The 25154-nt window shown below is 71.5% G+C and carries 24 protein-coding genes and 2 pseudogenes; 10 read left to right on the top strand and 16 right to left on the bottom strand.

All coding sequences use genetic code 11. The features are described 5' to 3' along the window. Positions 1-68 precede the first annotated feature (68 nt). Positions 69-1283 (top strand): molybdopterin molybdotransferase MoeA, encoded by a 1215-nt coding sequence (locus tag AB0M54_RS31400; protein WP_364475298.1) that lies wholly within the window; start codon positions 69-71, stop codon positions 1281-1283. Beyond that, positions 1280-1699 (top strand): molybdenum cofactor biosynthesis protein MoaE, encoded by a 420-nt coding sequence (locus AB0M54_RS31395; protein ID WP_364312375.1) that lies wholly within the window; start codon positions 1280-1282, stop codon positions 1697-1699. The genes AB0M54_RS31400 and AB0M54_RS31395 overlap by 4 nt, the downstream gene beginning before the upstream one ends. On the opposite strand, the gene AB0M54_RS31390 is transcribed toward AB0M54_RS31395, so the two are convergent. The 4 genes from AB0M54_RS31390 to AB0M54_RS31375 form a co-directional block, all read right to left on the bottom strand. Next, on the bottom strand, positions 1686-2960 hold the full coding sequence (locus AB0M54_RS31390; protein WP_364312378.1) for a glycosyltransferase 87 family protein: 1275 nt from the start codon (positions 2958-2960) through the stop codon (positions 1686-1688). The two genes, AB0M54_RS31395 and AB0M54_RS31390, sit on opposite strands and share 14 nt — an antisense overlap. 146 nt (positions 2961-3106) lie before the next feature. After that, positions 3107-3646: a DoxX family protein gene (locus tag AB0M54_RS31385; RefSeq protein ID WP_364475296.1), complete on the bottom strand. Its 540-nt coding sequence runs from the start codon at positions 3644-3646 to the stop codon at positions 3107-3109. 21 nt (positions 3647-3667) lie between these two features. Beyond that, positions 3668-4870 carry an ATP-binding protein gene (locus tag AB0M54_RS31380; RefSeq protein WP_364312384.1) on the bottom strand — a complete coding sequence of 401 codons (1203 nt, stop codon included), beginning with the start codon at positions 4868-4870 and terminating at the stop codon, positions 3668-3670. Between the two features lie 109 nt (positions 4871-4979). Beyond that, positions 4980-5666 (bottom strand): hypothetical protein, encoded by a 687-nt coding sequence (locus AB0M54_RS31375; RefSeq protein WP_364312386.1) that lies wholly within the window; start codon positions 5664-5666, stop codon positions 4980-4982. Positions 5667-5873: 207 nt separating this feature from the next. On the opposite strand from AB0M54_RS31375, the gene AB0M54_RS31370 reads away from it, so the two are divergent. Then, a complete protein-coding gene (locus AB0M54_RS31370; protein WP_364312389.1) occupies positions 5874-6299 on the top strand; it encodes a prepilin peptidase in 426 nt (141 codons plus the stop codon). Positions 6300-6305: 6 nt separating this feature from the next. Here the strand turns inward: AB0M54_RS31370 and AB0M54_RS31365 are convergent, their stop codons facing one another. The 5 genes from AB0M54_RS31365 to AB0M54_RS31345 all read right to left on the bottom strand — a co-directional run bounded on the left by AB0M54_RS31365 (position 6306) and on the right by AB0M54_RS31345 (position 14061). Continuing rightward, entirely contained in the window at positions 6306-9431 is a 3126-nt protein-coding gene (locus AB0M54_RS31365) for a UvrD-helicase domain-containing protein (protein WP_364475294.1), read from the bottom strand. Positions 9432-9501: 70 nt separating this feature from the next. After that, complete coding sequence (locus AB0M54_RS31360; RefSeq protein WP_364475292.1) at positions 9502-10899, bottom strand: metallophosphoesterase; 1398 nt, start codon at positions 10897-10899, stop codon at positions 9502-9504. A 578-nt stretch (positions 10900-11477) separates the two neighbouring features. Further along, positions 11478-11720, bottom strand: a complete 243-nt coding sequence (locus tag AB0M54_RS31355) for a MoaD/ThiS family protein (protein WP_364312397.1) — start codon at positions 11718-11720, stop codon at positions 11478-11480. A gap of 236 nt (positions 11721-11956) precedes the next feature. Beyond that, positions 11957-12970 carry a GTP 3',8-cyclase MoaA gene (moaA, locus tag AB0M54_RS31350; protein ID WP_364316934.1) on the bottom strand — a complete coding sequence of 338 codons (1014 nt, stop codon included), beginning with the start codon at positions 12968-12970 and terminating at the stop codon, positions 11957-11959. Positions 12971-13191: 221 nt separating this feature from the next. Next, positions 13192-14061 (bottom strand): fructosamine kinase family protein, encoded by an 870-nt coding sequence (locus tag AB0M54_RS31345; RefSeq protein ID WP_364312400.1) that lies wholly within the window; start codon positions 14059-14061, stop codon positions 13192-13194. Between the two features lie 56 nt (positions 14062-14117). Between AB0M54_RS31345 and AB0M54_RS31340 the strand changes: the two genes are divergently transcribed. After that, positions 14118-14621 carry a GNAT family N-acetyltransferase gene (locus AB0M54_RS31340; RefSeq protein WP_364312402.1) on the top strand — a complete coding sequence of 168 codons (504 nt, stop codon included), beginning with the start codon at positions 14118-14120 and terminating at the stop codon, positions 14619-14621. Positions 14622-14690: 69 nt separating this feature from the next. Continuing rightward, a pseudogene (locus AB0M54_RS31335) lies at positions 14691-15518 on the top strand (DUF4192 domain-containing protein); the annotation flags it as partial. A 37-nt stretch (positions 15519-15555) separates the two neighbouring features. On the opposite strand, the gene AB0M54_RS31330 reads toward AB0M54_RS31335, so the two are convergent. From AB0M54_RS31330 to fdhD, 3 genes and pseudogenes are all read right to left on the bottom strand, one after another. Next, the gene (locus AB0M54_RS31330) at positions 15556-16245 is read right to left on the bottom strand and encodes an alkaline phosphatase D family protein (protein WP_364475290.1); all 690 of its coding nucleotides are present in this window, start codon (positions 16243-16245) and stop codon (positions 15556-15558) included. A 76-nt stretch (positions 16246-16321) separates the two neighbouring features. Next, positions 16322-16828 (bottom strand): annotated as a pseudogene (locus tag AB0M54_RS31325) (alkaline phosphatase D family protein); the annotation flags it as partial. Between the two features lie 40 nt (positions 16829-16868). Next, positions 16869-17696, bottom strand: coding sequence for a formate dehydrogenase accessory sulfurtransferase FdhD (gene fdhD / locus AB0M54_RS31320; RefSeq protein WP_364312407.1), 828 nt, complete (start codon positions 17694-17696; stop codon positions 16869-16871). Between the two features lie 84 nt (positions 17697-17780). Here fdhD and AB0M54_RS31315 point away from each other — a divergent pair, with 84 nt between their 5' ends. From AB0M54_RS31315 to AB0M54_RS31305, 3 genes are read left to right on the top strand one after another with little or no spacing between them, the layout of a single operon-like run. Next, entirely contained in the window at positions 17781-18380 is a 600-nt protein-coding gene (locus tag AB0M54_RS31315; RefSeq protein WP_364312410.1) for an NTP transferase domain-containing protein, read from the top strand. Next, positions 18380-18619 (top strand): DUF6457 domain-containing protein, encoded by a 240-nt coding sequence (locus AB0M54_RS31310; RefSeq protein WP_364312413.1) that lies wholly within the window; start codon positions 18380-18382, stop codon positions 18617-18619. The genes AB0M54_RS31315 and AB0M54_RS31310 overlap by 1 nt, the downstream gene beginning before the upstream one ends. Before the next feature lie 10 nt (positions 18620-18629). Continuing rightward, a complete protein-coding gene (locus tag AB0M54_RS31305) occupies positions 18630-19706 on the top strand; it encodes a hypothetical protein (protein ID WP_364475288.1) in 1077 nt (358 codons plus the stop codon). Here the strand turns inward: AB0M54_RS31305 and AB0M54_RS31300 are convergent. Both AB0M54_RS31300 and AB0M54_RS31295 read right to left on the bottom strand, forming a co-directional pair. Beyond that, a complete protein-coding gene (locus AB0M54_RS31300) occupies positions 19701-21521 on the bottom strand; it encodes a beta-propeller domain-containing protein (RefSeq protein WP_364475287.1) in 1821 nt (606 codons plus the stop codon). The two genes, AB0M54_RS31305 and AB0M54_RS31300, sit on opposite strands and share 6 nt — an antisense overlap. Before the next feature lie 19 nt (positions 21522-21540). Next, complete coding sequence (locus tag AB0M54_RS31295; RefSeq protein ID WP_364316936.1) at positions 21541-21999, bottom strand: Lrp/AsnC family transcriptional regulator; 459 nt, start codon at positions 21997-21999, stop codon at positions 21541-21543. Positions 22000-22066: 67 nt separating this feature from the next. On the opposite strand from AB0M54_RS31295, the gene ddaH reads away from it, so the two are divergent. Both ddaH and AB0M54_RS31285 read left to right on the top strand, forming a co-directional pair. Continuing rightward, a complete protein-coding gene (gene ddaH, locus AB0M54_RS31290; protein WP_364312420.1) occupies positions 22067-22894 on the top strand; it encodes a dimethylargininase in 828 nt (275 codons plus the stop codon). Positions 22895-22917: 23 nt separating this feature from the next. Beyond that, positions 22918-23469 carry a bacterial proteasome activator family protein gene (locus AB0M54_RS31285; RefSeq protein WP_364312423.1) on the top strand — a complete coding sequence of 184 codons (552 nt, stop codon included), beginning with the start codon at positions 22918-22920 and terminating at the stop codon, positions 23467-23469. On the opposite strand, the gene AB0M54_RS31280 is transcribed toward AB0M54_RS31285, so the two are convergent. Both AB0M54_RS31280 and AB0M54_RS31275 read right to left on the bottom strand, forming a co-directional pair. After that, entirely contained in the window at positions 23466-24269 is an 804-nt protein-coding gene (locus tag AB0M54_RS31280; protein WP_364475285.1) for an HAD family hydrolase, read from the bottom strand. The two genes, AB0M54_RS31285 and AB0M54_RS31280, sit on opposite strands and share 4 nt — an antisense overlap. Next, the gene (locus AB0M54_RS31275; protein WP_364475283.1) at positions 24269-25081 is read right to left on the bottom strand and encodes an HAD hydrolase family protein; all 813 of its coding nucleotides are present in this window, start codon (positions 25079-25081) and stop codon (positions 24269-24271) included. Before AB0M54_RS31275 ends, AB0M54_RS31280 begins: the two co-directional genes overlap by 1 nt. Between the last annotated feature and the right edge of the window lie 73 nt (positions 25082-25154).

Here is a 25154-nt window from a genome sequence, read left to right as displayed (position 1 = left end):
GGGAACGGGAGGGCGGACGCGAGGGCAGCCAGACCCGGGCGCGGTCACCGACGCAGTAGGGTCGAGGCGTGAGCGCTGTGGATTGGGTGACCGCCCGGCGGCTGGCCTACGAGGCGGGTCGCGCGGCGGCGGGCCCGGCCGAGGTCGTCCGGCTCGACGCGGCCGACGGGCGTACCCTCGCCGAGCCCCTGCTCGCCCTCACCGACCTGCCCGCCTTCCCCACCTCCAGCATCGACGGCTGGGCCGTGCGGGGCCCGGCGCCGTGGCGACCGACCGGCCGCGTGCTGGCCGGCCACACCCCCGAGGCGCTGACCGAGCCGGGCACCTGCGTCGAGATCGCCACCGGCGCGATGGTCCCGGCCGGCGCCGAGGCGCTGATCCGCGTCGAGGAGTCCACCCAGGACGCCGAGGGCCGGGTCAGCGGAACGCCCCGCCCGGCGCCCGAGTGGCGCCTGCCCGGCGAGGAGGCGACCAAGGGCGAAGAGCTGATCCCGGCCGGCACCGCGATCGACCCGGCGGTGATCGGCGTCGCCGCCACCTGCGGTTACGAATCGCTCACGGTCAGCGCCCGGGCCCGGGCCGCGCTCCGGATCTTCGGCGACGAGCTGCTGACCAGCGGCCCGCCCGGCGACGGCCGGGTTCGCGACTCGCTCGGCCCGCAGATGCCCGCCTGGCTGCGGCGCTGTGGCGCCGAGATCACCTCGGCCCAGGTGGCCGGCCCGGTCGAGGACACCCTCGAGGCCCATCTGGCCGCCATCCGTGCGGCGTTCGAGACCGCCGACCTGGTCTGCACGACCGGCGGCACCATGCACGGCCCGGTCGACCACCTGCACCCGGCGCTGGCCGAGCTGAACGCCGAATACGTGGTCAACACGGTCGGGGTGCGTCCCGGCTTCCCGATGCTGCTGGCCCGGGCCCAGGGCGCCGACGGCCGTGACCGCTTCCTGGCCGGGCTGCCCGGCAACCCCCAGTCCGCGGTGATCGCCCTGGTCACGCTGGTGCAGCCGCTGCTCGACGGGCTGGCCGGGCGCCCCGAGCCGACGCTGCCGGTGGTGGTCACGACCGCCCCGGTGAAGGGTCGCGGCAACGACACCCACCTGGCGCTGGCCCGGCTCGACGCCTGCGGCCGGTCGGCCACCCCGGTCGGTCACGTCGGCTCGGCCATGCTGCGCGGGCTGGCCAACGCGCACGGTTTCCTGCTGGTCGACCCCGGCACCGAGGCGGCCGCCGGCGACCTGCTCCCGTTCCTGCCCCTGCCCCTCCAAGCCGGAGAACGCCGATGACCGTGGTGATCGTGCAGGTCGGCGACGTGCCGCTCGATCTCGCCGCGCACGAGGCGGCGGTCAACGATCCGCGGGCCGGCGCGGTCGTCTCGTTCCAGGGCGTCGTGCGTGACCACGACGGCGGTCGCGGGGTCACCCTGCTCGACTACGAGGGTCACCCGACCGCCGAGGCCGTGCTCCGCGAGGTGGCCGACGAGATCGCCGCCGACCCGGACGTCTTCGCGGTGGCCGTCTCCCATCGCGTCGGTTCCCTCAAGATCGGCGATGTCGCCCTGGTCGCGGCGGTGAGCACGGCCCATCGCGCGGCCGCCTTCGCCGCCTGCGCCCGGCTGGTCGACGAGGCCAAGGCCCGGCTGCCGATCTGGAAGCGTCAGCTCTTCACCGACGGCACCGAGGAATGGGTCAACTGTCCCTGAGCCTCGACCGCTGCGTCACCCAGCGGTCGATCGGGAAGGCCGGCGCCGTGCCCGAGTTCCAGGGCAGCGCGTTGACGATCACGATCAGGGCGATGGCGTACGCGTTGCGGACCAGCACGTCGTCGACGGTCCAGATCGGCGCGGCCACGAACAGCAGGTAGCCGCCCCCGGCGGCGGCGAACCAGCCCAGCCCCGGGAACCGCCCGAGCACGCCGGGCCGCGGCCGGACCGCCTCCCACCGCGCCCGCGCCCCGGCCGCGGCCAGCAGCAGCACGGCCGGCAGCACCCAGATCAGCTCGCCGGTGAGCGTCACCGGCCCGATGATCGCCCCGGTCAGCCCGACCAGGGTGAACGCGGTGACCTCGTCGCCCTCCAGGTGGGCCGACCGGGCCCGGATGAAACCCACGGCGACCAGCAGCAGCGCGAACGACGCCCAGAGCAGGATCGGCGTGGTGGCCGAGTCGTACAGCCGGGCCAGCACGCCGGCCAGCGACTGGTTGCCGGTCTGGTCGACGCCGCCGGTGCGGTCGAGTCGCCACAGCACCTCGCCGAACCACGCCGACTTCGTGCCCGGCGCCGCCAGCAGGGTGGCCGCGGCCAGGGTCGCCGCGGTGCCCAGCGCGATCAGGGCGGCCCGCCACTGCCGGGTGATCGCCAGGTAGAGGATGAACAGCGCCGGGCCGACGGCGATCGCGGTGGCCAGCCCGATCCCGGCGCCCGCCCACGCCCCGGTGGCCCAGAACCGCCCCAGCGGCCCGCGTGGCGCCGTCGAGCGGCGGCCCGGCCACCAGATCGCCCGGCTGCGGGCCCACGCGCTCCGGCGCAGCCCGATCAGGTCGGCCACGATCAGGCCGAACAGCACGAGGTCCCAGCGACCCAGCCCGAGCACGGCCCGCACCGGCTCGGTGGCCAGCGCGAGCAGAAGAGCGACGAGCACGATGGGGTACGCCGGACGGCGGTGCCGTCGCGCGATCGGGCCGGCCAGCGCGACCAGCGCCAGCGTCAGCGCGGCCAGGCCGGCCAGGGCCAGCAGCCACCCGCCCAGGTTCAGCGGGAGCAGCGCGAGCGGCACCATCGCGAAGGCGCCCGGGGGCGAGATCGCGGTGCCGAGCATCGTCGCCGGATCATGGTAGGAATACAACCCGTCACCGGCCAGCCAGCCCCGGATCGCCGCCCGATCGACGGCCAGCGTGCTCAGGGCGTACCGCTGCATCATGATCGTGACCGCAACGAGCGCGGCGGCCGCACCCACAGTGACCACGATGGACCGTCGCGGGGGCCTCAGCCCGCGCACTCGCCCAGCCATCGTCCGCACGGCACCCCCGCTTCGCACGCCGGGGCCAGCTTAGAACGCTCGGACCAATTTCACGGCCCCCTGAGCGTTCAACGCCGATGGTGCTCCGGAGGTCACCCGAGCTTGCGACCCGCGGCGGCGGACATCGTGGCGATCTTCGCCTCGCGGCGTGCCGTGCGCACGGCCCGCTTCAATCCGCGCTGGGAGCGATCCACCGCGTGCGTCGTGCGGTACGCCAGCCCGGGCCGCCCCTCGGTGTCGGCCGCGGCGAGCAGCAGACCGCCGAGCAGACCGAGGTTCTTCAGGAATTGGGTACGCTGCGCCGCCCGCTGTTCGGCCGGAACCGCCCAGAACGCGTGGCCGGCGACCGTGGTCGGCACCAGACCGGCGGCCAGCACCCCGGCGGCCGGGCGGGTCAGGTGTCCCGAGGCGAGCAGGGCCCCGGCCACGACGTCGGCGACCCCCTTGATGCGGATCAGCGTGCGGGTGTCAGTGGGCAGGCGCGGGTCGACCTTCTCCAGCCACGGCCCCATTCGGCCGGTGACCCGGCCGGCGGACTCGGCCCGGCTGTCCGGGTCGAGCAGCACCTTGATGCCGCTGGACACGAAGATCGCCGAGAGCATGACGCGAGCAACAGTGCGTACGGGCTTCATGAACCCCTGTATACCCGCGGATCAGGGTTGCGTACGCAGGTAGCGGCCGAAATGTGGAACCGTGAAGGCGACCGTGCCGCGCTCGCCCGAGTAGATCAGCCCCTTCTTGATCAGGGCGTCCCGGGCCGGAGACAGACTGGCCGGTTTGCGGCCGAGCGCGTTGGCGATGTCCGAGGTCGGCACCGAGTGGTCCATGTCGTCCGCGGCCTCCCCGCCGAGCTGGGCCATCGCCCGCATGTACTCCCGCTCGGCCGGCGTGGCCCGCTCGAACCGCGACCCGAAGAAGCCGACCGCCAGCTCGGCCTCGGCCTCGGGCGCGGCCACCCGGACGTCCGCGTCGGAGACCGGCGACTGCGGGGCGTGGTCCCAGGTCGCCTTCCCGTACGCCTGCACGAAGTAGGGGTAGCCGCCGGACTTCTCGTACAGCAGATCGAGGGCCTTGGGTTCGTAGGCCACGTCCTCCCGGGCGGCCGGCGCGCCCAGGGCCAGGTCGGCGGCGATCCGGTCGAGCCGGTCGATGCGCTGGTAGCGGAACAGGCGTTCGGAGTACGACTTGGCCGCCGAGAGCACGGCCGGCAGGTGGGGCAGCCCGGCGCCGACCACGATCAGCGGCGCCCCGAGCTGGGAGAGCTCATGGCAGGCGGCGCACAGCGCGGAGACGTCGGCCGGGCCCAGGTCCTGCATCTCGTCGATGAACAGGGCGATGCCGGTGCCCACGTCGGTGGCCAGCGAGGCGGCGTCGGTGAACAGCTCGACCAGGTCGATCTCGATGTCGCCGGAGTCGGCCCGGCCCCGCGCCGGTGGCACGTCGATGCCCGGTGACCAGCGGTCCCGCAGCTTGGCGTCGGGGTGGTTGGCCCGCAGCGCGAACGCCTTGAGCACGCCCAGCACCTCGTCGACCCGGTCGGGATCGCGGTGATGCGGGGCGAGTTCGCGGATCGCCATGTGCAGCGCGGCGCTGACCGGGCGGCGCAGCGACTGGTCGGGTCGAGCCTCGATCTTGCCGGTGCCCCAGAGCCGGCCGATCGCCGCCGAGCGCAGGGTGTTGAGCAGAACGGTCTTGCCGACGCCGCGGAGGCCGGTGAGGACCAGGCTGCGCTCGGGGCGGCCGCGGGCCACCCGCTCGAGCACGACGTCGAAGGCGTCCAGTTCGCGATCGCGGCCGGCCAGCTCGGGAGGCCGCTGACCTGCGCCGGGAGCGTACGGGTTCCGCACCGGGTCCATGCCGTAGGACAGTATCGGGGCATCTAGCGTTTCCGCTAGAGCTGGCTATACCCGCTTATGCGGCTCTCTTAGCTCGTCTAGCGATATTGCTAGACGGACGTAGAGCGACCTAGCGCTCCTTGAGGCAGAGCACGAAGTCGAGGCTGTCCAGCTCGCTGTCATAGAAGTACCACTTGGTGTACCCCGGCACCTTGCTGCACTTCTGCTCGGCGTCGGACTCGCCGGTGGTCCGCCCGTCGACCCGCTTGAGCACCTCGAACGTGCCGCTCGCGCAGGCGACGATCTTCATCTCGGGGTTGTCGGCGTTGCCCTCGTTGCGGACGCACTGACCCTTGGTGACGAACCGCGCGTCCTCGCTGCTGCGCGGCTGGGGGTCGGTGACCTGGTTGGTCGTGGCCGAGGCGGTCGGGTCGGCGGTCGAGCCGCGCGCGTCGTCGTCCCGGCCCGAGAGCAGCCAGGCCGTCGTGCCCAGGCCGCCGCAGATCAGCAGGCCGAGCACGATCACCAGGGCGACGATCGGGGTGTTCCGCTTCCGCGGCTGTTGTGGCTGTGGCTGATGCCCCCAGACCGGCGGGGGCGGGCTCGCGTAGTTCGGCTGCGGCGCGATGGTCGAATGGCCGGTGTCGGTGGCCGGCGGCACCGAGGCCTGGTGGTGGCCCCAGTTCGGGCTCGACGCGCTCTCCGTCGGGTGGTCACCCCACGGGTCGGCCGGTTCGGTGTACGGCTCGTCCGACGAGCCCTGGTTGTTGTTCCACGGCTGCGACGGCGGGCCGGGGTACGGACCGTTCTGCGTCATCAGCGTTTCCTCCAGGGCGCGTCTTCGCTGTACGCCACCGTAGCGTGCACTTTCCGCGGCGTGACTCCCGAAATCGCGCCGACCAGGCAACACTTGAGTGACAAGCGCCCCAAATCAGCCTGTGTGTCGCGTAATTGACCAAGGGCGCCGGGGCGGTTGTCCACAGGGTCCAACGGGGCACGCTCGCGCCTCGCTACGGTCTCGGCCGTGCCCCTTCTTCCCGCGCTGGTCGTCGGCGTGCTCCTGGCGCGGGCCGACCTGCGCTCCGGCCGGCTGCCCGACCCACTGGTGTTCCTGCTGGCCATGGCCGTGGTGCTGCCGGTTCTCGACCGGCCGGCGGTTGCTCTGGCGCGCGGGCTCGCGGCGTCCATTCTGGTGTTTTCCTTGTATTTTGGGGTGGCTCTGCTGCCCGGCGAGGGGCTGGGATTCGGGGACGTGAAGCTTGGCGCGGTGCTGGCCTTCGGGCTCGGTGTTCAGGGCTGGCACACCGTACTCCTGGGCCTGGCTCTGCCGCCGTTGATCGTCGGGCCGACCGCATTCGCGCTGGTGGCCACGCGGCGGCTCGGTCGGCGTGACCCACTGCCGTTCGGTCCGGCGCTGCTCGGCGGGGCGCTCGCGACACTGCTCATCTGACGCTGGTTATATGAGGCGCAGCTGGCGGTCCTTCGGGCGGGCCGGGAGCGTGTCGCCGAGGCGCTCGAACAGGCCGGCGTCGATCGCGTCCAGGAACGGTGTCGGCGACTGCTCGCGCTCGGTGCCATGCCGGAACCGCCGCGCCGCGTGGCTCAGATAGAGCCGGTCCTGGGCCCGGGTCAGCCCGACGAAGAACAACCGGCGCTCCTCGGCGACATCCTCCTCGTCCGGCGACGCGCCCGGCCAGCGCAGCGGGAGCAGCCCGTCCTCACAGCCGACCAGGAAGACGACCGGGAACTCCAGGCCCTTGGACGCGTGCAGGGTCAGCAGGTTCACCGCCTCGGCCCGCGGGTCGAGGGCGTCGACCTCGGCGCCGGTCGCGATCTCCTGCAGGAACCGGGGCAGGTCGTCGCCGATCCGGTGGGCCAGCGGCATCAGCAGCTCGGCCGCGGCCCAGATGTCGTCCGGCGCCAGGTGCTCGGCGTCCAGGGTCGGCGCGGCGTACCGCTGGGCCAGCACCTGGGCGGCCAGCTTGACCCGCGTGGCCGGCGAACCGGCCGGGCCGTCGGCGTGCCGCAACTCGCGCGCGATCACCTGCACGCCGGCCCGGTCCCGCAGCCGGTTGTGTGACCGCTTCTGCACCGGAATGCCGGCCCGGGACAACGCCTCGACGATCGGCCCGGACTGGGCGTCGGCGCGGTACAGCACCGCGATGTCCGAAAAGGACAGCGTGCCCGGTGAGATCGCCCGGCCGTCCACCCGCCCGCTGTCCAGCGATCGGTGCGAAAGGCCCCCGACCAGTTCGTCCACGGTACGCACGACGAAGTCGGCCTCGTCGGCGACGCTCCGGGCGTGGTACCGCCCGACCAGCGGCGACTCCGGGTCGAGCCGGGCCGGATCGAGCCGCCGGCCGCTGACCAGCGACGACGGGGCGATCGCCTGCACCGCCGCGGCCAGGATCGGCGCCGCCGACCGGTAGTTACGGGTCAACCGGACCAGCCGGGCGTCGGTGAAGTCCTCGTTGAAGCGCAGGAAGTACTTCACGTCGGCGCCCCGGAAGCTGTAGATCGCCTGGTCCGGGTCGCCGATCGCGCACAGGTTGCCGTCGGCCGGGCTGAGCAGCCGGAGCAGCTCGTACTGCAGCTCGTCGACGTCCTGGTACTCGTCCACGAACAGCCACTGCCAGCGCCGGCGGTACTTCTCCACCAGGGCCGGCTCGTCGCCGAGCAGCTTCACCGGCATCGCGATCAGGTCGTCCAGGTCGACCAGGTCCTGCTGGCGGAGCAGTTTCCGGTAGGCCAGGTCGTCGTCGCCGGACTGCTCCCGGGCCTGGGTGCGCTCGGCGTCGTCGGCGACCCGCCACTTCGCGGGCAGGCCGGCCAGCTTCGCGTTCTCCTTGAGGATGGTCAGGCCGACCGAGTGGAACGTGCCCACGGTGATGTCCTCGGCCACGTCGCCGAGCAGGGCGTCCAGGCGCTCGCGCAGCTCCTCGGCGGCCCGGCGGGTGAACGTGATGGCCAGGCAGCGCTCGGGGAAGACGCCCAGCTCGGCGCAGAGGTAGGCGATGCGGTGGGTGAGCGTACGGGTCTTGCCGGTGCCCGGGCCGGCCACGATCAGCAGCGGGCCGCCCGGCGCGGAGGCGGCCACCCGCTGCATCGCGTCGAGGCGGTCCAGCAGGCCGGTGCCGACCTCCTCCATGCCGGCCAGCATCGGCTCGAACGGCTCGTGCGGGGACGGCGGCGGGGCGATCGGCCGGGCCTTCTTCTTGGGCTCCTTGACCTTGGGTACGGGCGCCTTGACCTTGGGCGGCTCCGCTTTGCGCTGCTGCGGCACGGCGGGCATGTCGAAGAGCGTCTCCAGCTGAGGCTCGCCGGTCCGCAGCTCACCCGGCTCGAACAGGGTGATCACGCCGTACTCCCCGTCGTACCCCGGAACCCGGCGGACCCGGCCGGCGCGCAACCGGGTGATCGCCTCCCGCAGGTTCTCGCCGCCGGCCTGGCCGATCGCGTCCAGCGGCGCCCTGCGCAGGATGTCCAGCTCCGAGCCGAGCGTGGCGACCAGGTGGGTGAGCTGGCCGTCCACGGTCTTCGACTTGGGGCCGACGCCGTTGATCTCACCGAGGATCTCGTGCAGCTGGATCAAATGCTCGGGTTGGTACGGGCGGATCTTGGGCTCGTCACGATCGGCCAGATCCTCGACCCGGCTCAGCACGCCGACGGTCAGCGGTTTGCCGCATTCCGGGCATCGGCCGGCGTTCTCCCGGGTCTTCTGCGGCTCCCAGTTCACGCCGCACGTGCGGTGGCCGTCGGCGTGGTACTTGCCCTCCTCGGGGAAGAACTCGAGGGTGCCCTTCAAGGTCCGGTTCGTTCGGATGGCGTCGTAGTCCGGTTCGCCGGTGTACAGCGTCGCCTCGCGGGCCAGCGCCGGCGGCGAGTGAGCGTCCGAGTTGGACACCAGGGCGTAGCGGTCCAGGCTGGAGACGCGCCAGTTCATCTCCGGGTCGGAGGAGAGGCCGGTCTCCACGGCGGTGATGTGGCCGGCCAGGTCGGCGTAGCAGTCGGCGATCGCGTCGAAGCCCGACTTGGAGCCGAGCGCCGAGAACCACGGCGTCCAGATGTGCGCCGGCACGAGATAGCCGTCCGGGCTCGACTCGAGCACGATCTCGAGCAGGTCGCGCGAGTCGAGGCCGAGGATGGGGCGGCCGTCGGCGGTGAGGTTCCCGATCCGGCCCAGGGCGGTGTTGAAACGCGCGGCGGCCTCGAAGTCGGGCAGGTAGATCAGGTGATGGACCTTACGCGTACGGTCGTCGCGCTTGTAGATCGTGGAGATCTCGACGCTGAGCATGAATCGCGCTGGGCGGGAAGCCTGCAGCGAGCCCGGCAGCCGCTTGGTGACCTCGTCCTCGGCCGCGTACCGGTAGAGCCCGTGGCCCGCCGGCTCGAGATTCTCCTTGAGATGGTCGAGCCAGGCGGGGTGGGTGAAGTCACCGGTGCCGAGCAGCGCGATGCCCTTGCGGCGGGCCCACCAGGCGAGATTGGGCAGCGTCAGGTCGCGGCTGCACGCTCGCGAAAATCGCGAGTGGATGTGCAGGTCCGCTACGTATTCCTCGCTGTCCGAGGGCACGCGCTGCATCCTGTCACGTCGGCTCTCGGCCCGGCGCGCCGCCACGCTCAAAGCCAGTTATGGATCTTGATGGCCCGGATCAGGGCGCCTTGAGCTCGATCAGCGTGACCTGCGGAGGGGCGCCGACCCGGACCGGCGGCCCCCAGAAGCCGGCGCCGTTGGTCACGTAGACCGGCACGCCATCGACCTCGCCGTAGCCGGAAACCACCGGTTGCTGGAGTTTGACCAGGTAGTTGAACGGAGCCATCTGGCCACCGTGAGTGTGCCCCGACACCTGGAGATCGACGCCGAAGCGCGCGGCGTCACGGGCGACCACCGGCTGGTGGGCCATCAGCACCACGGGCTTGGCGCCGTCCCGGTTGCCCAGCGCGGCGTCGAAGTTCGGCCCGTCGCCGACCGCGGCCCCACCGAGATCGTTGACTCCCGCCAGGTCGAAGGCACCCCCACGGGTGACGATCTCCAGCCGCTCATTGCGCAGCGGCCGCACCCCGAGCCGGTCGACCTCGTCGATCCACTGCTCGAAGCCCGAGTAGTACTCGTGATTCCCGGTGACGAAGTAGGCCCCTTGCTTGGACCGGACATCCGCCAGCGGCGCCGCGAACCGCCCGAGCTCCGCAACGGACCCGTCAACCAGGTCCCCCACGATGCACACCACATCGGCGTCCACCGAGTTGATCATCTCCACGATCCGGCCCATGTGCCGGGCCCCCGTCAGCGGCCCGAGGTGAATATCCGAGACCACGGCGAGCCGGGTGCCGTCCATGGCCCGAGGCAGTTTGGCCATCGGAATCTGCACGCGATCAAGCCGAGGCCCGCCCAGCGCGGTCTTGACGCCATACCCGGTGACCGACGCGGCCGTCAGCCCAGCGAAGATCGCAGCGCCACGCGCCAGCAGCAGCCGTCGCCCGATCCCCGCCTTGTCGTCTGCCGCTTTCTCGTCTGCCGCATTGCCACCTGGCGCCGATCCCTTGGCCGTGCCGGCCGGCGACGCCGTGCCGCCACCTGCTGCGGCCTTGCTCCTACTCGCGCCTTCACCGTTGTCTGTTGCCACGTCGTTCTTCGCGGTGGCGTCGTCCTCGGCAAGCGGGTCGGCGTTGTCGCTGGTCGCGGGGTTGCTGGTGCCGCCACCCAGACCGGTGGAGCGAGCGGCGTGAAGGCTGGCCGGTTCTCGGTCACGGCGCCCGACCGCCCGCCACACCAGGTTGACGACAAGCCGCGGAATCTCCAGCAGAACCAGCGCAACCAGCAGATAGAACATCAGGGCCAGCCAGAGATACCCCGGCCAGGCAAGCCACTGCACGTACCCGTTACGAACGAAGATCAACGTCGCCGGAATGAGCAGCGCCACCAGAAGCATCGCGAACCCGGCGACCTTCCGCCCCGCCCCCGGCCGCATGGTGTCCCGAACCAGGCGCTTCCACAGGTAGAGATGAATCCCCACCACCAGAACCAGCGCAAACCCGATGAACCCGAGCACCCATCACTCCTACGACGCCAGGCGCGCTACCAGCCACGCCGCAGCCCTGGCTGACCATCAACCGACCAAGCCAGGCCACCCTCGAAGAGGGCATTCGCTCCATCTTCCAGCAGCCCAGCCCCATCCGACCCCCGGCCTCAGGATCTTCACAGCGATCCGAGTCCCACCCGCCCCCTAATCCCACCCACCGCAACACGGTCGATCCGCCCCGCCAGCCCCGGCGCCGTCTATCCGATTCCGACGGTCAGACCGGGGCCGTGGAGGGCGGTGAAGCCGGACGACCTCCACCGCCCACCTTCCCGGGCGCCGTGACCAGCGTGCTCGGCCCCCTTGCTCTGAGCGCATATAGGCAACACGTCCCACTCCTCGCTCCAAGCAGCAGTCCTGGTCGTGATCGCGCAGCCCCGAGCGGACAGGCCGGAAGCGTGAGTAGATCGGAGCGCACACAATCGCGGAGCGCACATAGGAGACCGCCGACGCCGGCCCCCTCTGCCCGTCACCCACCAGGAGGCGCTCCGGCCACGCGGACAGCGCCTCGGGCCGCCCCGTCAAGCGGCGGGAAGGTTGAGCGGGGTGGCTCAGCCGCCGGCGAAGGGCGGAAGGATGTCGACCGTCGCCTCCGAGGGGAGTGCCGCGTCGGGGTTGTGGCAGCTCAGGCCGTCGACCAGGAAGCTCGCGGCCTTGAGGACGACTGCCAGGCGTTCGCCGTGGCGGGCGGTCAGCACGGAGATCACATCGTTCAGCGTGGCGGCGGAGACCTGCTCGGCGGGCAGCCCGCCCGCAGCCGCGCGAGCGCCGGCGAAATAGCGGACCGTCAGCATCGCCACGCCCTCCCGGAAAGTTCGTGTCGCGTCACCATCGCACAGCCGCCAGCCGGGCGCAGCTGGGCGCCGACCACCGGGCCGGGTTGCCGTCCGTGCCGGCGGGGAAGTCGGCCTGGCTGCCATCCGGGCGGCCGCGGAAGGAAGCGTGGTCGCCGTCCGCACCGGGGCGAAATGAGGCGTTGCTACTGCATGAGCGGCCGCGGGCGTTGGCGCTTTTGGGGAAGGCATCTGGGTCAGCCGCCGATCGCGGACATGGGGCGGGTCGGCTGGAGGAAGGCGGGGTTGTCGATGCCGTGGCCGGGGCGCTTGGGGAGCGTGGCCTTCTGCCAGGCGATGGCGATGGCCTCGTCGGTTGCGCCGGATCGCAGCAGGTGGCGCAGGTCGGACTCGTCGGTGGCGAAGAGGCAGTTGCGGATCTGGCCGTCGGCGGTCAGGCGGGTACGGTCGCAGTCGCCGCAGAATGGCCTGGTCACGCTGGCGATGACGCCGACGCGGGCGGGGCCGCCGTCGAGGGCCTGGTAGCCGGGGACGATCCACGTTTCGGCGGGCGCCGTTCCACGTGAAACCTCATCGGGCCGCAGATCGAACTCGGCCAGGGACGTCAGGATGTCTTCGGCGGTGACCATGGTGTGGCGGTCCCACTGGTGTTGGGCGTCGAGTGGCATCTGTTCGATGAACCGCAGCTCGTACCCGTGATCGAGCGCGAAGCGCAGCAGCGCCGGCGCCTCGTCGTCGTTCACGCCGCGCATGAGCACCGAGTTGATCTTCACCGGAGTGAGCCCGGCCCGCGCCGCCGCGGCGAGGCCGGCGAGCACGTCGCCATGGCGGTTTCGCCTGGTCAGCTCGTCGAAACGGACCGGATCGAGCGTGTCCAGGGAGACGTTGACGCGGTCGAGCCCAGCCTCATGCAGCGCCCCGGCCAGCCGCTCCAGCCCGATGCCGTTCGTGGTGACCGACAGCCGTGGCCGTGGCCGCATCGCCACCGTTTCGCGCACGATCTCGACCAGACCACGCCGGATCAGCGGCTCGCCACCGGTGAAGCGCACGTCGGTGATGCCGAGCCGCTCGACCGCGACCCGCACCAGCCGGATCACCTCGGCGTCGGTGAGCTGCTCGTCCTTCGGCATCCAGGCCAGCCCCTCGGCCGGCATGCAATAGGTGCACCGCAGATTGCACCGGTCGGTGAGCGACACCCGGAGATCGGTGGCCACCCGCCCGAACCGGTCGACCAGCCCGCCGGGGCGCACACCGCCGCCACCGCGCACGATGACCTCGGGCACGTCCAGCCGTTCGCGAAGCTCGCTCACGCGATCAAAACTAGCCCGCCCGGCCCGGCTCCCGCGAAGCCTGATCCATCCTGTGGATAACCATTCCACCGTGATTGACGACACCTATGGGGCGACGCCCGCGGGGACGTCCGAGCGCAGGTGATAGCTCAGGACGGAAGACGAGCTGGCACTTGCCAGTCTCAGAGGCGAGAAGCCTCGCGCACCGCAGAGGCATAGGACGCCCCGAACGCCGCAGTGTGCACAAGAAGCAGGTGCAACTGATGCAGCGGTACGCGGGCCTCCCAACCGTCGGCCAACGGGTATTCGTCCCGGTAGGCGCCGAGGATCGTGTCGAGGTGGGGAGCGCCGCCGAACAGGGCCAGGGTCGCCAGGTCGGTCTCGCGGTGGCCGCCGTGGGCCGCCGGGTCGATCAGCCAGGCCTGGCCGTCGGCCGACCACAGCACGTTGCCGGGCCACAGGTCGCCGTGGATGCGCGCGGCGGGCTCGCTGTCCTCGTACCCCTCGATGAACGTGATCGCCTGCTCCACCGCCTGGACGTCGGCGGGGGACAGGGCGCCGCGATCAACCGACAAGCGCAGGTACGGGCGGAGCCGGCGCTCGGCGAACCACGGCCCCCATGGACCGGCTGACACCGTGTTGTCCAGCGGCAACGGGCCGATGAAGCCGCCCCACGACGCCCCGAAGCCGGGAGCGCCGGAACGGTGCAACGCGGCAAGCGCGCGCCCGAAGGCGGCCGCCGCGGCCCGGGACGGGGTGCCGGGCTCGATCCACTCCAGGGCGATCATCGACGGCAGCGCGGCCAGCACCGACGGCACCGGGATCACGCCGGGTGACGCCAGCCAGGACAGACCGGCCGCCTCGGCCTCGAAGAAGCCGGCGGGCGGCGTACCCGTCGGCCAGGTCTTGGTGAACAGGGAAGCGCCGTCGTCGAGGGTGAGGCGGGACGCGCGGGACACGTCGCCACCGGGCACCGGCGTCTCTCGGATGCGCTGGTGCTCCAGAAATGTCGGGAGGTGCTGGGGGTGCGTGCGGAGGTACGCCAGATCCACCGCTCTATCTTCCACTTCGGGTTACGGACGTCACGAATCGGAGTCAAACTGTCCGCATGAACCCTGTCACGGTGCGTTCGTACCGGCCGACGGACCACAGCGCCGGCCGCCGACTCTGGTCGGAACTGACCAATCAGCACAACGCGATGTACGGCGAAGCGGGCGACGACGCCGGTGCCGGGTTCGAGGAGTACCTCACCCGTCTCGATCTGGGCGGAATCTGGGTGGCCGAGCACGCCGACGACGGGGTGATCGGGATGGTCGGTCTGGTGATGCGCGGCCGTGGTGGCGAGGTGGAGCCGGTCGTGGTGACCACGTCGCACCGGCACAAGGGCGTGGGGCGCAAGCTTCTGCGGCATGTGGCCGCCGAGGCCAAGAAGCGCAGCATGACCTCGCTGACCATCTCGCCGTCGTCACGGAACGTGGACGCCATCCGGAGCCTGCACGCGGCCGGGTACGACGTGGTGTCGTCGATCGAGCTGACGATGGACCTGGATCGGGTTGAGCACGCATGGCAGCAGGATGGTCTCGAGCTGCACGAGCTGCAATTCCGTTCGTGACGCCTGTGGACAACGGGGTTGTCCACAGGGGCTGAGCAACCGCCGGCCGGCCGGGCCAGGATTGCCGCCATGCCCCCGAACCTCATCGTCCGCGGTGTCGGCGACCTCCTGGCCGTCGTCCCGTACCTGCTCGGCTACCACCCGCACGACGGGCTGGTCCTGGTCGCGACCCGCCGGCACAAGATCCTCTGCGTGTTGTGCGGCGACGACCCGGCCCTGCTCGCCGCCGTGGCCGCCGAGCACGGCCCGGACGGCACCTTCCTCATCGAGTACGGGCCCGGCAGCGCCGGCGTGAACCACGAGGTCGACGTCCGCGTCCACGACGGCCACTACTGGCGACCCGGCGACCCGGACCAGAAACGCCGGGTGCCCACCGGGTCGGTGGCCGCCGCTACCGCCACCTTCCACGGCCTGCGGGCCCGGCCCAGCCGCGCCGCGATGCTCGCCGAGCTGGCCGCGGTGACCGGCCCCGAGCGCGAGGCGATGACCGCCGCCACCCGGCGGGCCGAGACCCGGATGGTCGAGCTCGACCGGACCGTGCCCGACGAGGAGAGGTTCACGCGGCTGGTGCGCCGGGCCGGCACGGCCGCGGTCCGCGCGGCCGAGCGCCGCCACCGCGCCCGGGGCCGCCTCACCGACGACGCCACGGCCTGGCTCACGGTCCTGCTGGTCAGTCCGGCCGTCTTCGCGTACGCCTGGGAGCGCCTCGGCGACGACCAGCAGGCCCTCTGGACCGACCTGGTCCGCCGCGCCGACCCGCGGTATGTCGCCGCCCCGGCCTGCCTGCTCGGCTACCTGACCTGGCGCGACGGCCAGGGCACCCTGGCCCGGATGGCGATCGACCGCGCGCTGACCGCCGAGCCGGACCACGAGATGGCGCGCCTGCTCGACGACCTGGTCGGCCAGGCGGCGCCTGGAAGGGTGACGCCGAGGATCAGGCCGTCTGGTGCAGCCCCGGCACCCGGTCCTCGATCACGAACGTGGCCCGGGTGTGAACCGGCGCCCCGGCCCGCGTCACATAGGGCAGAACCCGGAAGTCCGCCGTCATCGACTCGCGGGTGATCGTGGTCCGCACGTACCCACGCTGGTTGTTGTAGAAGCGGAGGTGCGGGTTCCAGTCGGTCCACGGGTGCCGCCCACCCACCACGTCCGCGCCGTCACCGGTCGAGGTGATCGACGAGCAGACCAGCTCGGTGCCGACCGTGCGCGACGTCGGATCGTTCCAGTCCAGCTTGAGCTCGTCGGCCCAGTGCGCGTGAACGTCGCCGGTGAGCACGACCGGGTTGCGGACCCCGGCGTCGACCCAGCCGCGGGTGATCCGGTCGCGGGAGGCCGCGTACCCGTCCCAGGAGTCCATGCTGACCACCTTGGCCGGGCCCGAGTTGTTGTCCCGCTGACCGAAGAACACCTGCTGGCCGAGCACGTCCCAGCGGGCGTCGGAGCGGCGGAACCCGTCGAGCAGCCACTGCTCCTGCGAGGCGCCGGTGATCGAGCGCGCCGGGTCGATCGCGGCGGGGCAGTCCTTGTAGCCGTCCCCGCAGCCCTGGTCGTCGCGGTACTGCCGGGTGTCGAGCATGTGGAAGGTGGCCAGCCGGCCCCACTTGATCCGGCGGTAGAGCTGCATGTCGATGCCCTGTGGGAGGGGAGCGGCGGCGCAGCGGCATGTTCTCGTAGTACGCCTGGAAGGCGGCGGCGCGGCGGGCCGGGAAGTCGGGGTCCGGCTGCTCGGGCACCTCGTCGGCCCAGTTGTTCTCGATCTCGTGGTCGTCGAAGACCACCGCCCACGGCGCGACAGCATGCGCGGCCTGCAGGTCGGGGTCGGTCTTGTACTGGGCGTGCCGCTGCCGGTAGTTGGCCAGCGTCACGGTTTCCGGGCCTTGGTGGTCGCGCGGGTTGCCGCCGGGGATCGTGTAGACGCCGGCCTGGTACTCGTACTGGTAGTCGCCGAGGTGCAGGATCAGCTCCGGCTCGTCGGCGGCCAGTTCCCACTCGACCTTGATCGGACGGCTGGCCATGCCACCCAGCCCGTCCTCGGCAAGCGGGCTGACGGCGAGCCGGGTCCACAGCACGACGCCGTCCGGTTCGGGGTCACCTGAGGCCACGCCGAGCGTGAACGGGTCGGAGCGAAGCGGTGTGGCGGGCAACGAGAACGGAAAGGCGGTGGCGGCGGCGCTGCCGACGAGCAGGGTTCTTCGCGAAACAGACATGCTCGCAGCCTCGCGAGCATGGATGAACACCGATGGACAGTCAGACGGTGACCCGATGTGCTCCCGCGTACACGTTCATGGACGGGCCGCGGAGGAAGCCGACCAGCGTCATGCCGGCCTCGTCGGCCAGTTCGGCGGCCAGCGTGCTGGGCGCGGAAACGGCCGCCAGCAGGGGGATCCCGGCCATCCAGGCCTTCTGGGTGAGTTCGAAGCTGGCCCGCCCGGAGACCAGCAGCACGTGCCCGGTCAGCGGCACCCGTCCTTCCCGGAGGGCCCAGCCGATCACCTTGTCCACGGCGTTGTGCCGGCCGACGTCCTCGCGCAGCACGAGCAGCTCGCCGTCGGGGGTGAACAGGCCGGCGGCGTGCAGGCCGCCGGTGCGGTCGAAGGTCTTCTGGACCGCGCGCAATTTGTCGGGAAGTGAGGCAAGTGTCCGAGCTGTCACGGAAACGCCGTCGGAGGCGATGTCGAACTGTGATCGGGTTCGGACGGCATCGATGCTCGCCTTTCCGCAGACGCCGCAGGACGAGGTGGTGTAGAAGTTCCGGCTCGGGTCGGTGACCGGCGGCGGGACGTCGGCGCCGAGCACCACGTCGACCACGTTGTAGGTGTTCGGGGTGTCCGTCCCGGCGCAGAGCTGGGCCGTCACCACGTCGTCGGCGCTGGTGATCACCCCTTCGGTGAGCAGGAAGCCGACCGCCAGATCGATGTCCTGGCCCGGGGTACGCATGGTGACCGCCAGCGGCGCCTTCCGGACGCGGATCTCCAGTGGCTCCTCCGCGGCCAGGTCATCGGGGCGGCGGCGGGGTTCCGCGGAGGCGTCGAGATTGATCTTCGTCACGGGGCGGCGGTTCATCGTCCGGGCCATGAGTCGAGCGTAGGCGCGACTCCGGGCTCCGCACAGCGGCCGCACGCGGTCACACGACTGTCGTCGCCGGGATACGGTACGTACGTGGGGGGATTTGCGGCGGTGGTCCTGGCCGGCGGAGCGGCGCGTCGGATGGGCGGTGCGGACAAGCCGACCCTGACCGTCGCCGGTCAGTCGATGCTGACCCGTGTGCTGGCCGCGGTGCATGACGCCGACCCCCGCGTGGTGGTCGGCCGGGTGCCGCCCGACCTGCCGGTTCACGTGCACGGCACGAGCGAGGAGCCGCCCGGCGGCGGGCCGGTGGCGGCCACGGCGGCGGGGCTCAAGCTGGTGCCCGAGGGGGTGGCGTTCACCGCGCTGCTCGCCGCCGACCTGCCGTTGCTCACCGGCGAGGCGATCGACGTGCTGCGGCTGACCGTGGAGTCGGCCCCGATGCAGGGCGCGGTCTACCGGGACGCCGACGGGCGCCGCCAGTTGCTCTGCGGGGTGTGGCGGACCCAGGCCCTGCGTGACGCCGTCGACCGGCTCACCGAGGAACGCGGCAGCCTGCACGGCGCTTCGGTCCGCGAGTTGATGGAGTACCTGCGGGTGGCCGAGGTGTCGTGGCGCCGCCCCGGCCCGCCGCCCTGGTTCGACTGTGACACCGACGACGACCTCAGGACCGCGGAGGAGTGGGCGAGCTGATGAACCAGCTGGACGCGTGGGTCAGCGAGGTGATCGGGGAACTCGGCCTGGCGGCCGGCGACGACCAGACGGCACGGATCCTGGACGTCGCCCGCGATGTCGCCCATCAGGTGCTGCGGCCGGGCGCGCCCGTCACGGCGTACCTGATGGGGGTGGCCGTCGGTCGCGGAGCCGACCCCGCCGATGTCGCGGAGCGCGTCTCTGAGCTGGCCCGCTCGTGGGAAACAACCACTCGATAGGGTGGCGGGTATGACCGCGGACACGACGGGCGACCAGCCCGAGGGCATTCTGCTCGACGAGCCCAGCACCGCCGACCTGCGCGCCAAGGTGACGGAGGCGTGGCAGGAGTTCGCGGCCGCGCTGGCCAAGCTCATCCCGGAGCTGTCCGCGGGCGGCCACATCGACGTCACCCTCGACCCCACCGCCTCGGGCACCGGCACGGCGGTCTATTCGGTCAGCCTGCGCGTGCTCGACGACGAGGTGGTCGAGGCGCTCGCGGTGGGCAACGCCGAGCTGCCTGACGGCTTCCGGATGGATCGGGCCGCGGTCGCCGACCTGATCGCGCTCGGCTGGTCGCCGCCCGGCGTGCAGGCCGACTCGGGCGACTCGTTCGGGCTGCGCTCGAGGGCCGACCACGCCGCGCGCATCGCCACCATCGTCACCCGCACGCTGCGTGATGTGTACGGCGCGCCGCACCCGGCGTTCCTGATGTACCTGGTGCACGACATCGACGACGAGCCGGTCACCACCGCTCCGCTGGGCACCGCGCGTCACGAGCCGACCCTGGAAGAGGGCCTCAACCTCGACGACCTGCAGGGCGCGGCCGCGCTCGCGCATGCCGCCGAGGAGGCCATCCCGCTCGAGGAGCGGGTGCGCACGGTGGTCGCCACGATGTCCAAGACCACCGTCGACCAGCTCCAGGAGGACGCCGACGGTGACATCGGCATCCGGGCCGGCTCGGCCATGGTGTTCGTCCGGGTCCGGGACAACCCGCCGCTGGTCGACGTCTTCTCGCCGATCCTGACCGAGGTCGAGCCGACCGAGACGCTCTACGTGAAGCTGTCCGAGCTGACCAACCGCATGCCGATCGGCCGCCTCTACGTCGCCCAGGACACGGTGTGGGCGTCCATCCCGGTGTTCGGCCGCAATTTCCAGGCGTCCCACCTGATGCTGGCCGTGCAGGTGATGACCGGCCTGGCCGACGAGCTCGACGACCGGTTGCACGGCGAGTTCGGCGGCAAGCGTTTCTTCGGCGAGGGCGACAAGCCGGCGGGCGGCGGTGGCGCCGACAAGGACGCCGACCACCGCCCGGGCATGTACCTATAGCCGCAGGTAGGTGACCGGCTCCAGGGTGGACAGCCGGGAGATCTGCAGGCCGTTCTCGTAGAGCGTCCACAGCTCGCCCCCGATGACCAGGTTGCGCCGCACCTGCATGGCCGAGGCGCGCGGCGCGATCTGGCCGGCCTCCGTCAGGCCGTTGTCGGTCACGGTGAGGGCGAGAAGACCTTCGTTCACGGGTACGGCGAAGAGCTTGGTGTCCGGCCACCACAGGATCGCGTGCGGGTCGTACTCGGCCTCGGAGTACCCGTTCTTGACGTGGTGCTGGGCCAGCCGCCGCGGCGCCGCCGGGTCGGACACGTCGAACAAAGACACCTGGGTGCCCTGCCGCCGGCCCTCCTCGGTCGCCTCCTGGCCGACCCCGACGAGCCGATCCGGCCCGACCGGCTGCAGGTGGGCCGAGAAGCCGGTGATCTTCAGTTCACCGGTGACGCGCGGCGCGGCCGGGTTGCTGAGATCGAGGCTGTAGAGCGGATCGGTCTGGCGGAACGTCACTACGTACCCGCGCGGCCCGATGAACCGCACCGAGTAGATCCGCTCGTTCTTGCCCAGCCCATCCACCTCGCCGACCTGGGTCAGGGTCTCGCCGTCGGGTTTCAGGACCCGCACCGCGGACGACTGCTGGGCCGAGTCGGTGGTGGCGACCCGCAGGTGACCGTCCCATTCGGACAGCGCGTACTGATTGATCAGGAAGCCGGGCACCTTCCCGGCCGCGCGGTAGACCGGCGGCTCGGAGCCGGTGACGTCGAACCGGAAGACGTCGGTCTCCTGCGGCACGGTCCGGTTGTCGCGCCCCGGGAAGAAGTCCAGCCGCCAGCGCTGGTCGGACGCCACGTAGAGGCTGGTCGGGGTGCCGTAGACGGTGTCGCCGTCGGCCACGATCGAGACCGGGCGGCCGCTGTCGAGCTTCGGCGCGGACAGCGGGAAGGTCAGCACGGTCAGCATCGAGCGGCCCGAGTAGGTGACCGGCCGGCGCACGTCGTTGCAGGCCACCTTGCCCTGCTCGGTGGTGTTGCCGGTGGTCACGGTCCAGCTCGGCAGCCAGGCGTCCACGCCGGTCCGGTCGATGACACGCTGGTTGGCCTTGATCCGGTCCTCGTCGTCGTCGCGGGCGGCGGGCCGGTCGGGGAAGGTGATGCGCGGCTGGCTGGTGAGCACCACCCGGGCGGTGTCGCCGGTCTGCCGGGCGTCGACCAGCCGGCCCTCGCCCCGGTAGCGGCTGATCACCCGGGGCGCGCCGGTCAGGTCGACCAGGATCAGCTCGGCGCCGGCCGGCCGCATCGGCATCTTCCGGTCGTACAGCACATCGCCGCCGCCCTGGTGGGTCAGGACCAGCGCGCGGTCGCCGGAGAGCAGCAGGTCGGCGTCGCCCCACGCGTCGAGGGGGAGCTGGCCGGTGGCCTTGTGCGAGGCGGCGTCGATGACCCGGAGCGAGCCGCCGGTGATGGTGACGATCCGCTTCCCGTCGGTCTTGACGATGTCCGGCTCGTCGACGCCCACCTCATGGACGTTGGTTCCGGAGAAGGCCGGCGCGGCTTTGTCAGCCGTTCCACCAGCAGAAGCCGCCGAGCGTGCGCCATCGGGAACGGCGCCGAAGGTGCGCATCATGCCCCCGCTGAAGCCCCACGGCCCGACCGATTTCTTGGCCGCGGCCTTCAGGTCCTTGGTGAGCTGTTCGCACGAGTCGAACGCGACGAGCTTGAAGCCGCTCTTGACCGGCGGCGGGGTCGGCGTGGGCGTGGGCGTCCCGGAAGTGCATCCCGCGAGCAGCAGGGTGGTGACCAGAAGAATGCGGCGTGACATGCGGGTGGGACGGCGCGACTCAGGGATTGGTTCCCAACGTCACCGGCGACTCCACCAGCCGCGACAACACGACCATGCTTCGCGTGGAGGTCACGAACGGCTCGGCCCGCAGCCGCTCCAGCGCCTGTTCGAGGTGCCGCATGTCGGCCGCCCGCAGGTGCACCAGCGCGTCCGCCTCACCCGACACGGTGTAGGCCCCCACCACCTCGGGGTGGCGCCGCGTGGCCACCGTGAGCTGGGCCGGAGTGGTCCGCCCGGTGCAGAACAGCTCGACGAACGCCTCGGTCGTCCAGCCCACCGCGGCCGGGTCGACGACGGTGGTGAATCCCTTGATCACCCCGCTCGAGCGCAGCCGGTCGACCCGGCGCTTCACGGCGGGGGCGGACAGCGAGACCTTGCCGCCGATCTCCGCGTACGAGGCGCGCGCGTCGGCCATCAGCAACGCAACGATTCGCTGGTCAACCGCGTCCATCTGCAACGATTCGCCTCCCACGAGCAAGACAATGAGCTGTTTCGGTCGCCTGAGCGTACCTACCCTTTAGATCATGAGCCACACCGAGCGGGCCCCGCGAAACCGGACATATCTCATGTGTCCGCCGAGCCACTTCACGGTCGAGTACGCGATCAACCCGTGGATGGACACCACCATCGCGGTGGACGCCGGTCTGGCCCTCAAGCAGTGGGAGATCCTGCGCGAGACGCTGGCCGGCCTGGGCCACCAGGTGCACGTGCTCGACCCGCAGCCCGGCCTGCCCGACATGGTCTACGCGGCCAACGGCGCCTTCTCGGTGGACGGAACGGTCTACGGCGCCCTGTTCCGCCACCCGCAGCGTGCAGCCGAGGCCACCCACCACGCGCTCTTCTACCGCAACGGCGCCTGGACCTTCGTCGACCCGGCCCAGGTCAACGAGGGTGAGGGCGACTTCGCCTACCTGCCCGGCGCGTACGGCGGGCTGATCCTGGCCGGCTACGGCTTCCGGACCGAATCCTCCGCGCACGCCGAGGCGCAGGAGGTCCTCGGCCGGCCGGTGGTCTCGCTCCGCCTGGTCGACCCGGCCTTCTACCACCTGGACACCGCCCTGGCCGCGCTCGACGACCGGCACATCACCTACTACCCCGAGGCGTTCTCGCCGGCCTCGCAGCGAATCCTCGCCCAGCTCTTCCCGGACGCGGTGCTGGCCGACCGCTCCGACGCCGAGTCCTTCGGCCTCAACCTGGTCAGTGATGGTCGCCACGTTGTGCTCAACGCTGAAGCCACCGGCATGGCCGCCAAGCTGCAAGCGGCCGGGTACGTACCGGTTCCGGTCGAGTTGAGCGAGCTCAAGCGTGGCGGCGGAAGCGTGAAGTGCGCGGTGGCCGAGCTTCGGCTCTAGAAACGTTGCGCCATGATGGTCCGATGACCGACGACAACCAGACCACAGCCAAGCAGGACGACGACGGCTCCGTCATCGTGGTGGGCCCGGACGGGCGACCCATGGGCACGGTCGAGTCGGATGGCACTCTCAAGCCGGACGAGCCCGGCAACCTCATCGAGCAGCCGGCCAAGGTGATGCGGATCGGCAGCATGATCAAGCAGCTGCTGGAAGAGGTCAAGGCGGCGCCGCTCGACGAGGCCAGCCGCGGCCGGCTCCGCGAGATCCACCAGCGCTCGATCACCGAGCTCGAAGACGGCCTCGCCCCCGAACTGCGCGAGGAGCTCGAGCGCCTGTCCCTGCCGTTCGAGGGTGACGCCCCGCCGAGCGAGGCCGAGCTGCGGATCGCCCAGGCGCAGCTGGTCGGCTGGCTGGAGGGGCTCTTCCACGGCATCCAGACGGCGCTGGTCGCCCAGCAGGTGGCGGCCCGGCTCCAGCTCGAACAGATCCGCGGCGGGGGCGCCATCCCGGGCCGCCCGGCGCTCCCGGTGGGCCCGCAGGGCGCCGAGAACGGCCGCGCGGGGCAATACCTTTAGAGGCCGAAGGTCTTTTCGAGGAACACCGCCACACCGTCCTCGTCGTTGGTCGCCGTCACCTCGTCGGCGATCTCGGCGACGGACGGGTGGGCGTTGCCCATCGCCACGCTGTGCCCGGCCCAGGCCAGCATGGGCAGGTCGTTGGGCATGTCGCCGAAGGCCAGCACGTGCTCGGCGGTGATGCCCTCGCGCTCGCTGAGCCAGGCCAGCCCGGCCGCCTTGGTGACGCCGGCCGCGGAGATCTCGACCAGCGCCGACGACGACGAGTGGGTGGTCTCGGCCAGCCCGCCCAGCGTCCGCGACACCAGGGCGAAGAAGTCGTCGGGCGACCCGGCCGACGCGGATCGGGCCAGCAGCTTCACCGCCGGCACCGAGGTCAGTTCCTCGGGCGAGGTGAGCACGCGCACCTGCCGGTGTTCGCTCTCCCAGCGCATCGGCCAGTTCTCGTCGTACCAGAACGCTCGCCCGTCCTCGACCTCGACGGCCAGCGAGATGTCGGGCACCGCGTCGCGCAGCTTCTTGGCCACGTCGAGCAGCAACTCGACATCCATCGAGGTGGCGACCAGCACCTCGTCGGTGTCCGGGTCGTAGACCACGGCGCCGTTCGCGCACACGGCCGGCGGCGGATCGGACATCTGGTCGTAGAGCTGGCGCAACCAGCGGACCGGCCGCCCGGTGACCAGGACGAGGGGCACGGGCAGCCGCTCGATGACGTCGATGGTGCGGGGACTGAGCGTGCCGTCGCTGCGGATCAGGGTGCCGTCGATGTCGGACGCGACGAGGCGGAAGGGTGCAGGCATCACCTCGACAGTAGCCGGTCGAGATAGACGGCCACCCCGTCCAGGTCATTGGTGAGCGTCACCTCGTCGGCGGCGGCCAGCACGGTCGGGTGTGCGTTGGCCACGGCCACCCGCTGCCACCCGGCCCAGGCGAACATCGGCAGGTCGTTGGGCATGTCCCCGAAGACCAGGACGTCGGCCGGGTCGACCCCGACGGTCTCGGCGACCACGGCCAGGCCGGTGCCCTTGTCGACCGCGGGCGGGCAGATCTCGATCACGTTGAGCCCGGCCTGGGTGATCGTCGCCACGGCCGGTGGCACCACCGACCGGGCCGCCGCCAGCAGGTCGTCGACGTCGTGCGCGGCCGAGCAGGCGTACGCCTTGATCACGTCCCCGGCCACACACTCGTGCCGGGGCCGCTCCTCGACCACCACCTCGTAGCGCCAGTCGGGTGTCCGGGTGCCCCACAGCGGTGAATCCGGGTGTTCCAACGCCTCGACCATGACCGTCAGGGGCCCGATCGCGCGCTCCAGATCGTCCAGCAACGTCGAGAGGACCGGCCCGGGCAGGCGGGCCGAGCGCAGCGGCTGTGGATCGGTCACGTCGTAGACCCACCCGCCGTGCGCCAGCACCAGGAAGTCGGCGGCCCGGATGTCGGCGCGGGTCAGCGAGGAGAGCCGCGGCCCGCGACCGGTCGCCCCGACGATGCGGATGCCGGCCGCGCGTACTCGATCAAGAACCTCATGGGTGTACGCGGAGACCGTGTCGTCGCTGCGGACGAGGGTGCCGTCGAGATCGGTGGCGATCAGCTTCGGGAGCCCTGAGCGAGGCATCTGAACCTCCGTGGGTCGGTGGACCCCCGCTCCAGGGCGGAAGGGAAACGTTACACCGGCCCGACTACCAGCG

It is taken from the genome of Actinoplanes sp. NPDC051470, assembly GCF_040682035.1.
Lineage (GTDB): Bacteria > Actinomycetota > Actinomycetes > Mycobacteriales > Micromonosporaceae > Actinoplanes.
The sequence above is the reverse complement of the archived record's forward strand: the minus strand, read 5'-3'. Positions and strand labels throughout refer to the sequence as shown.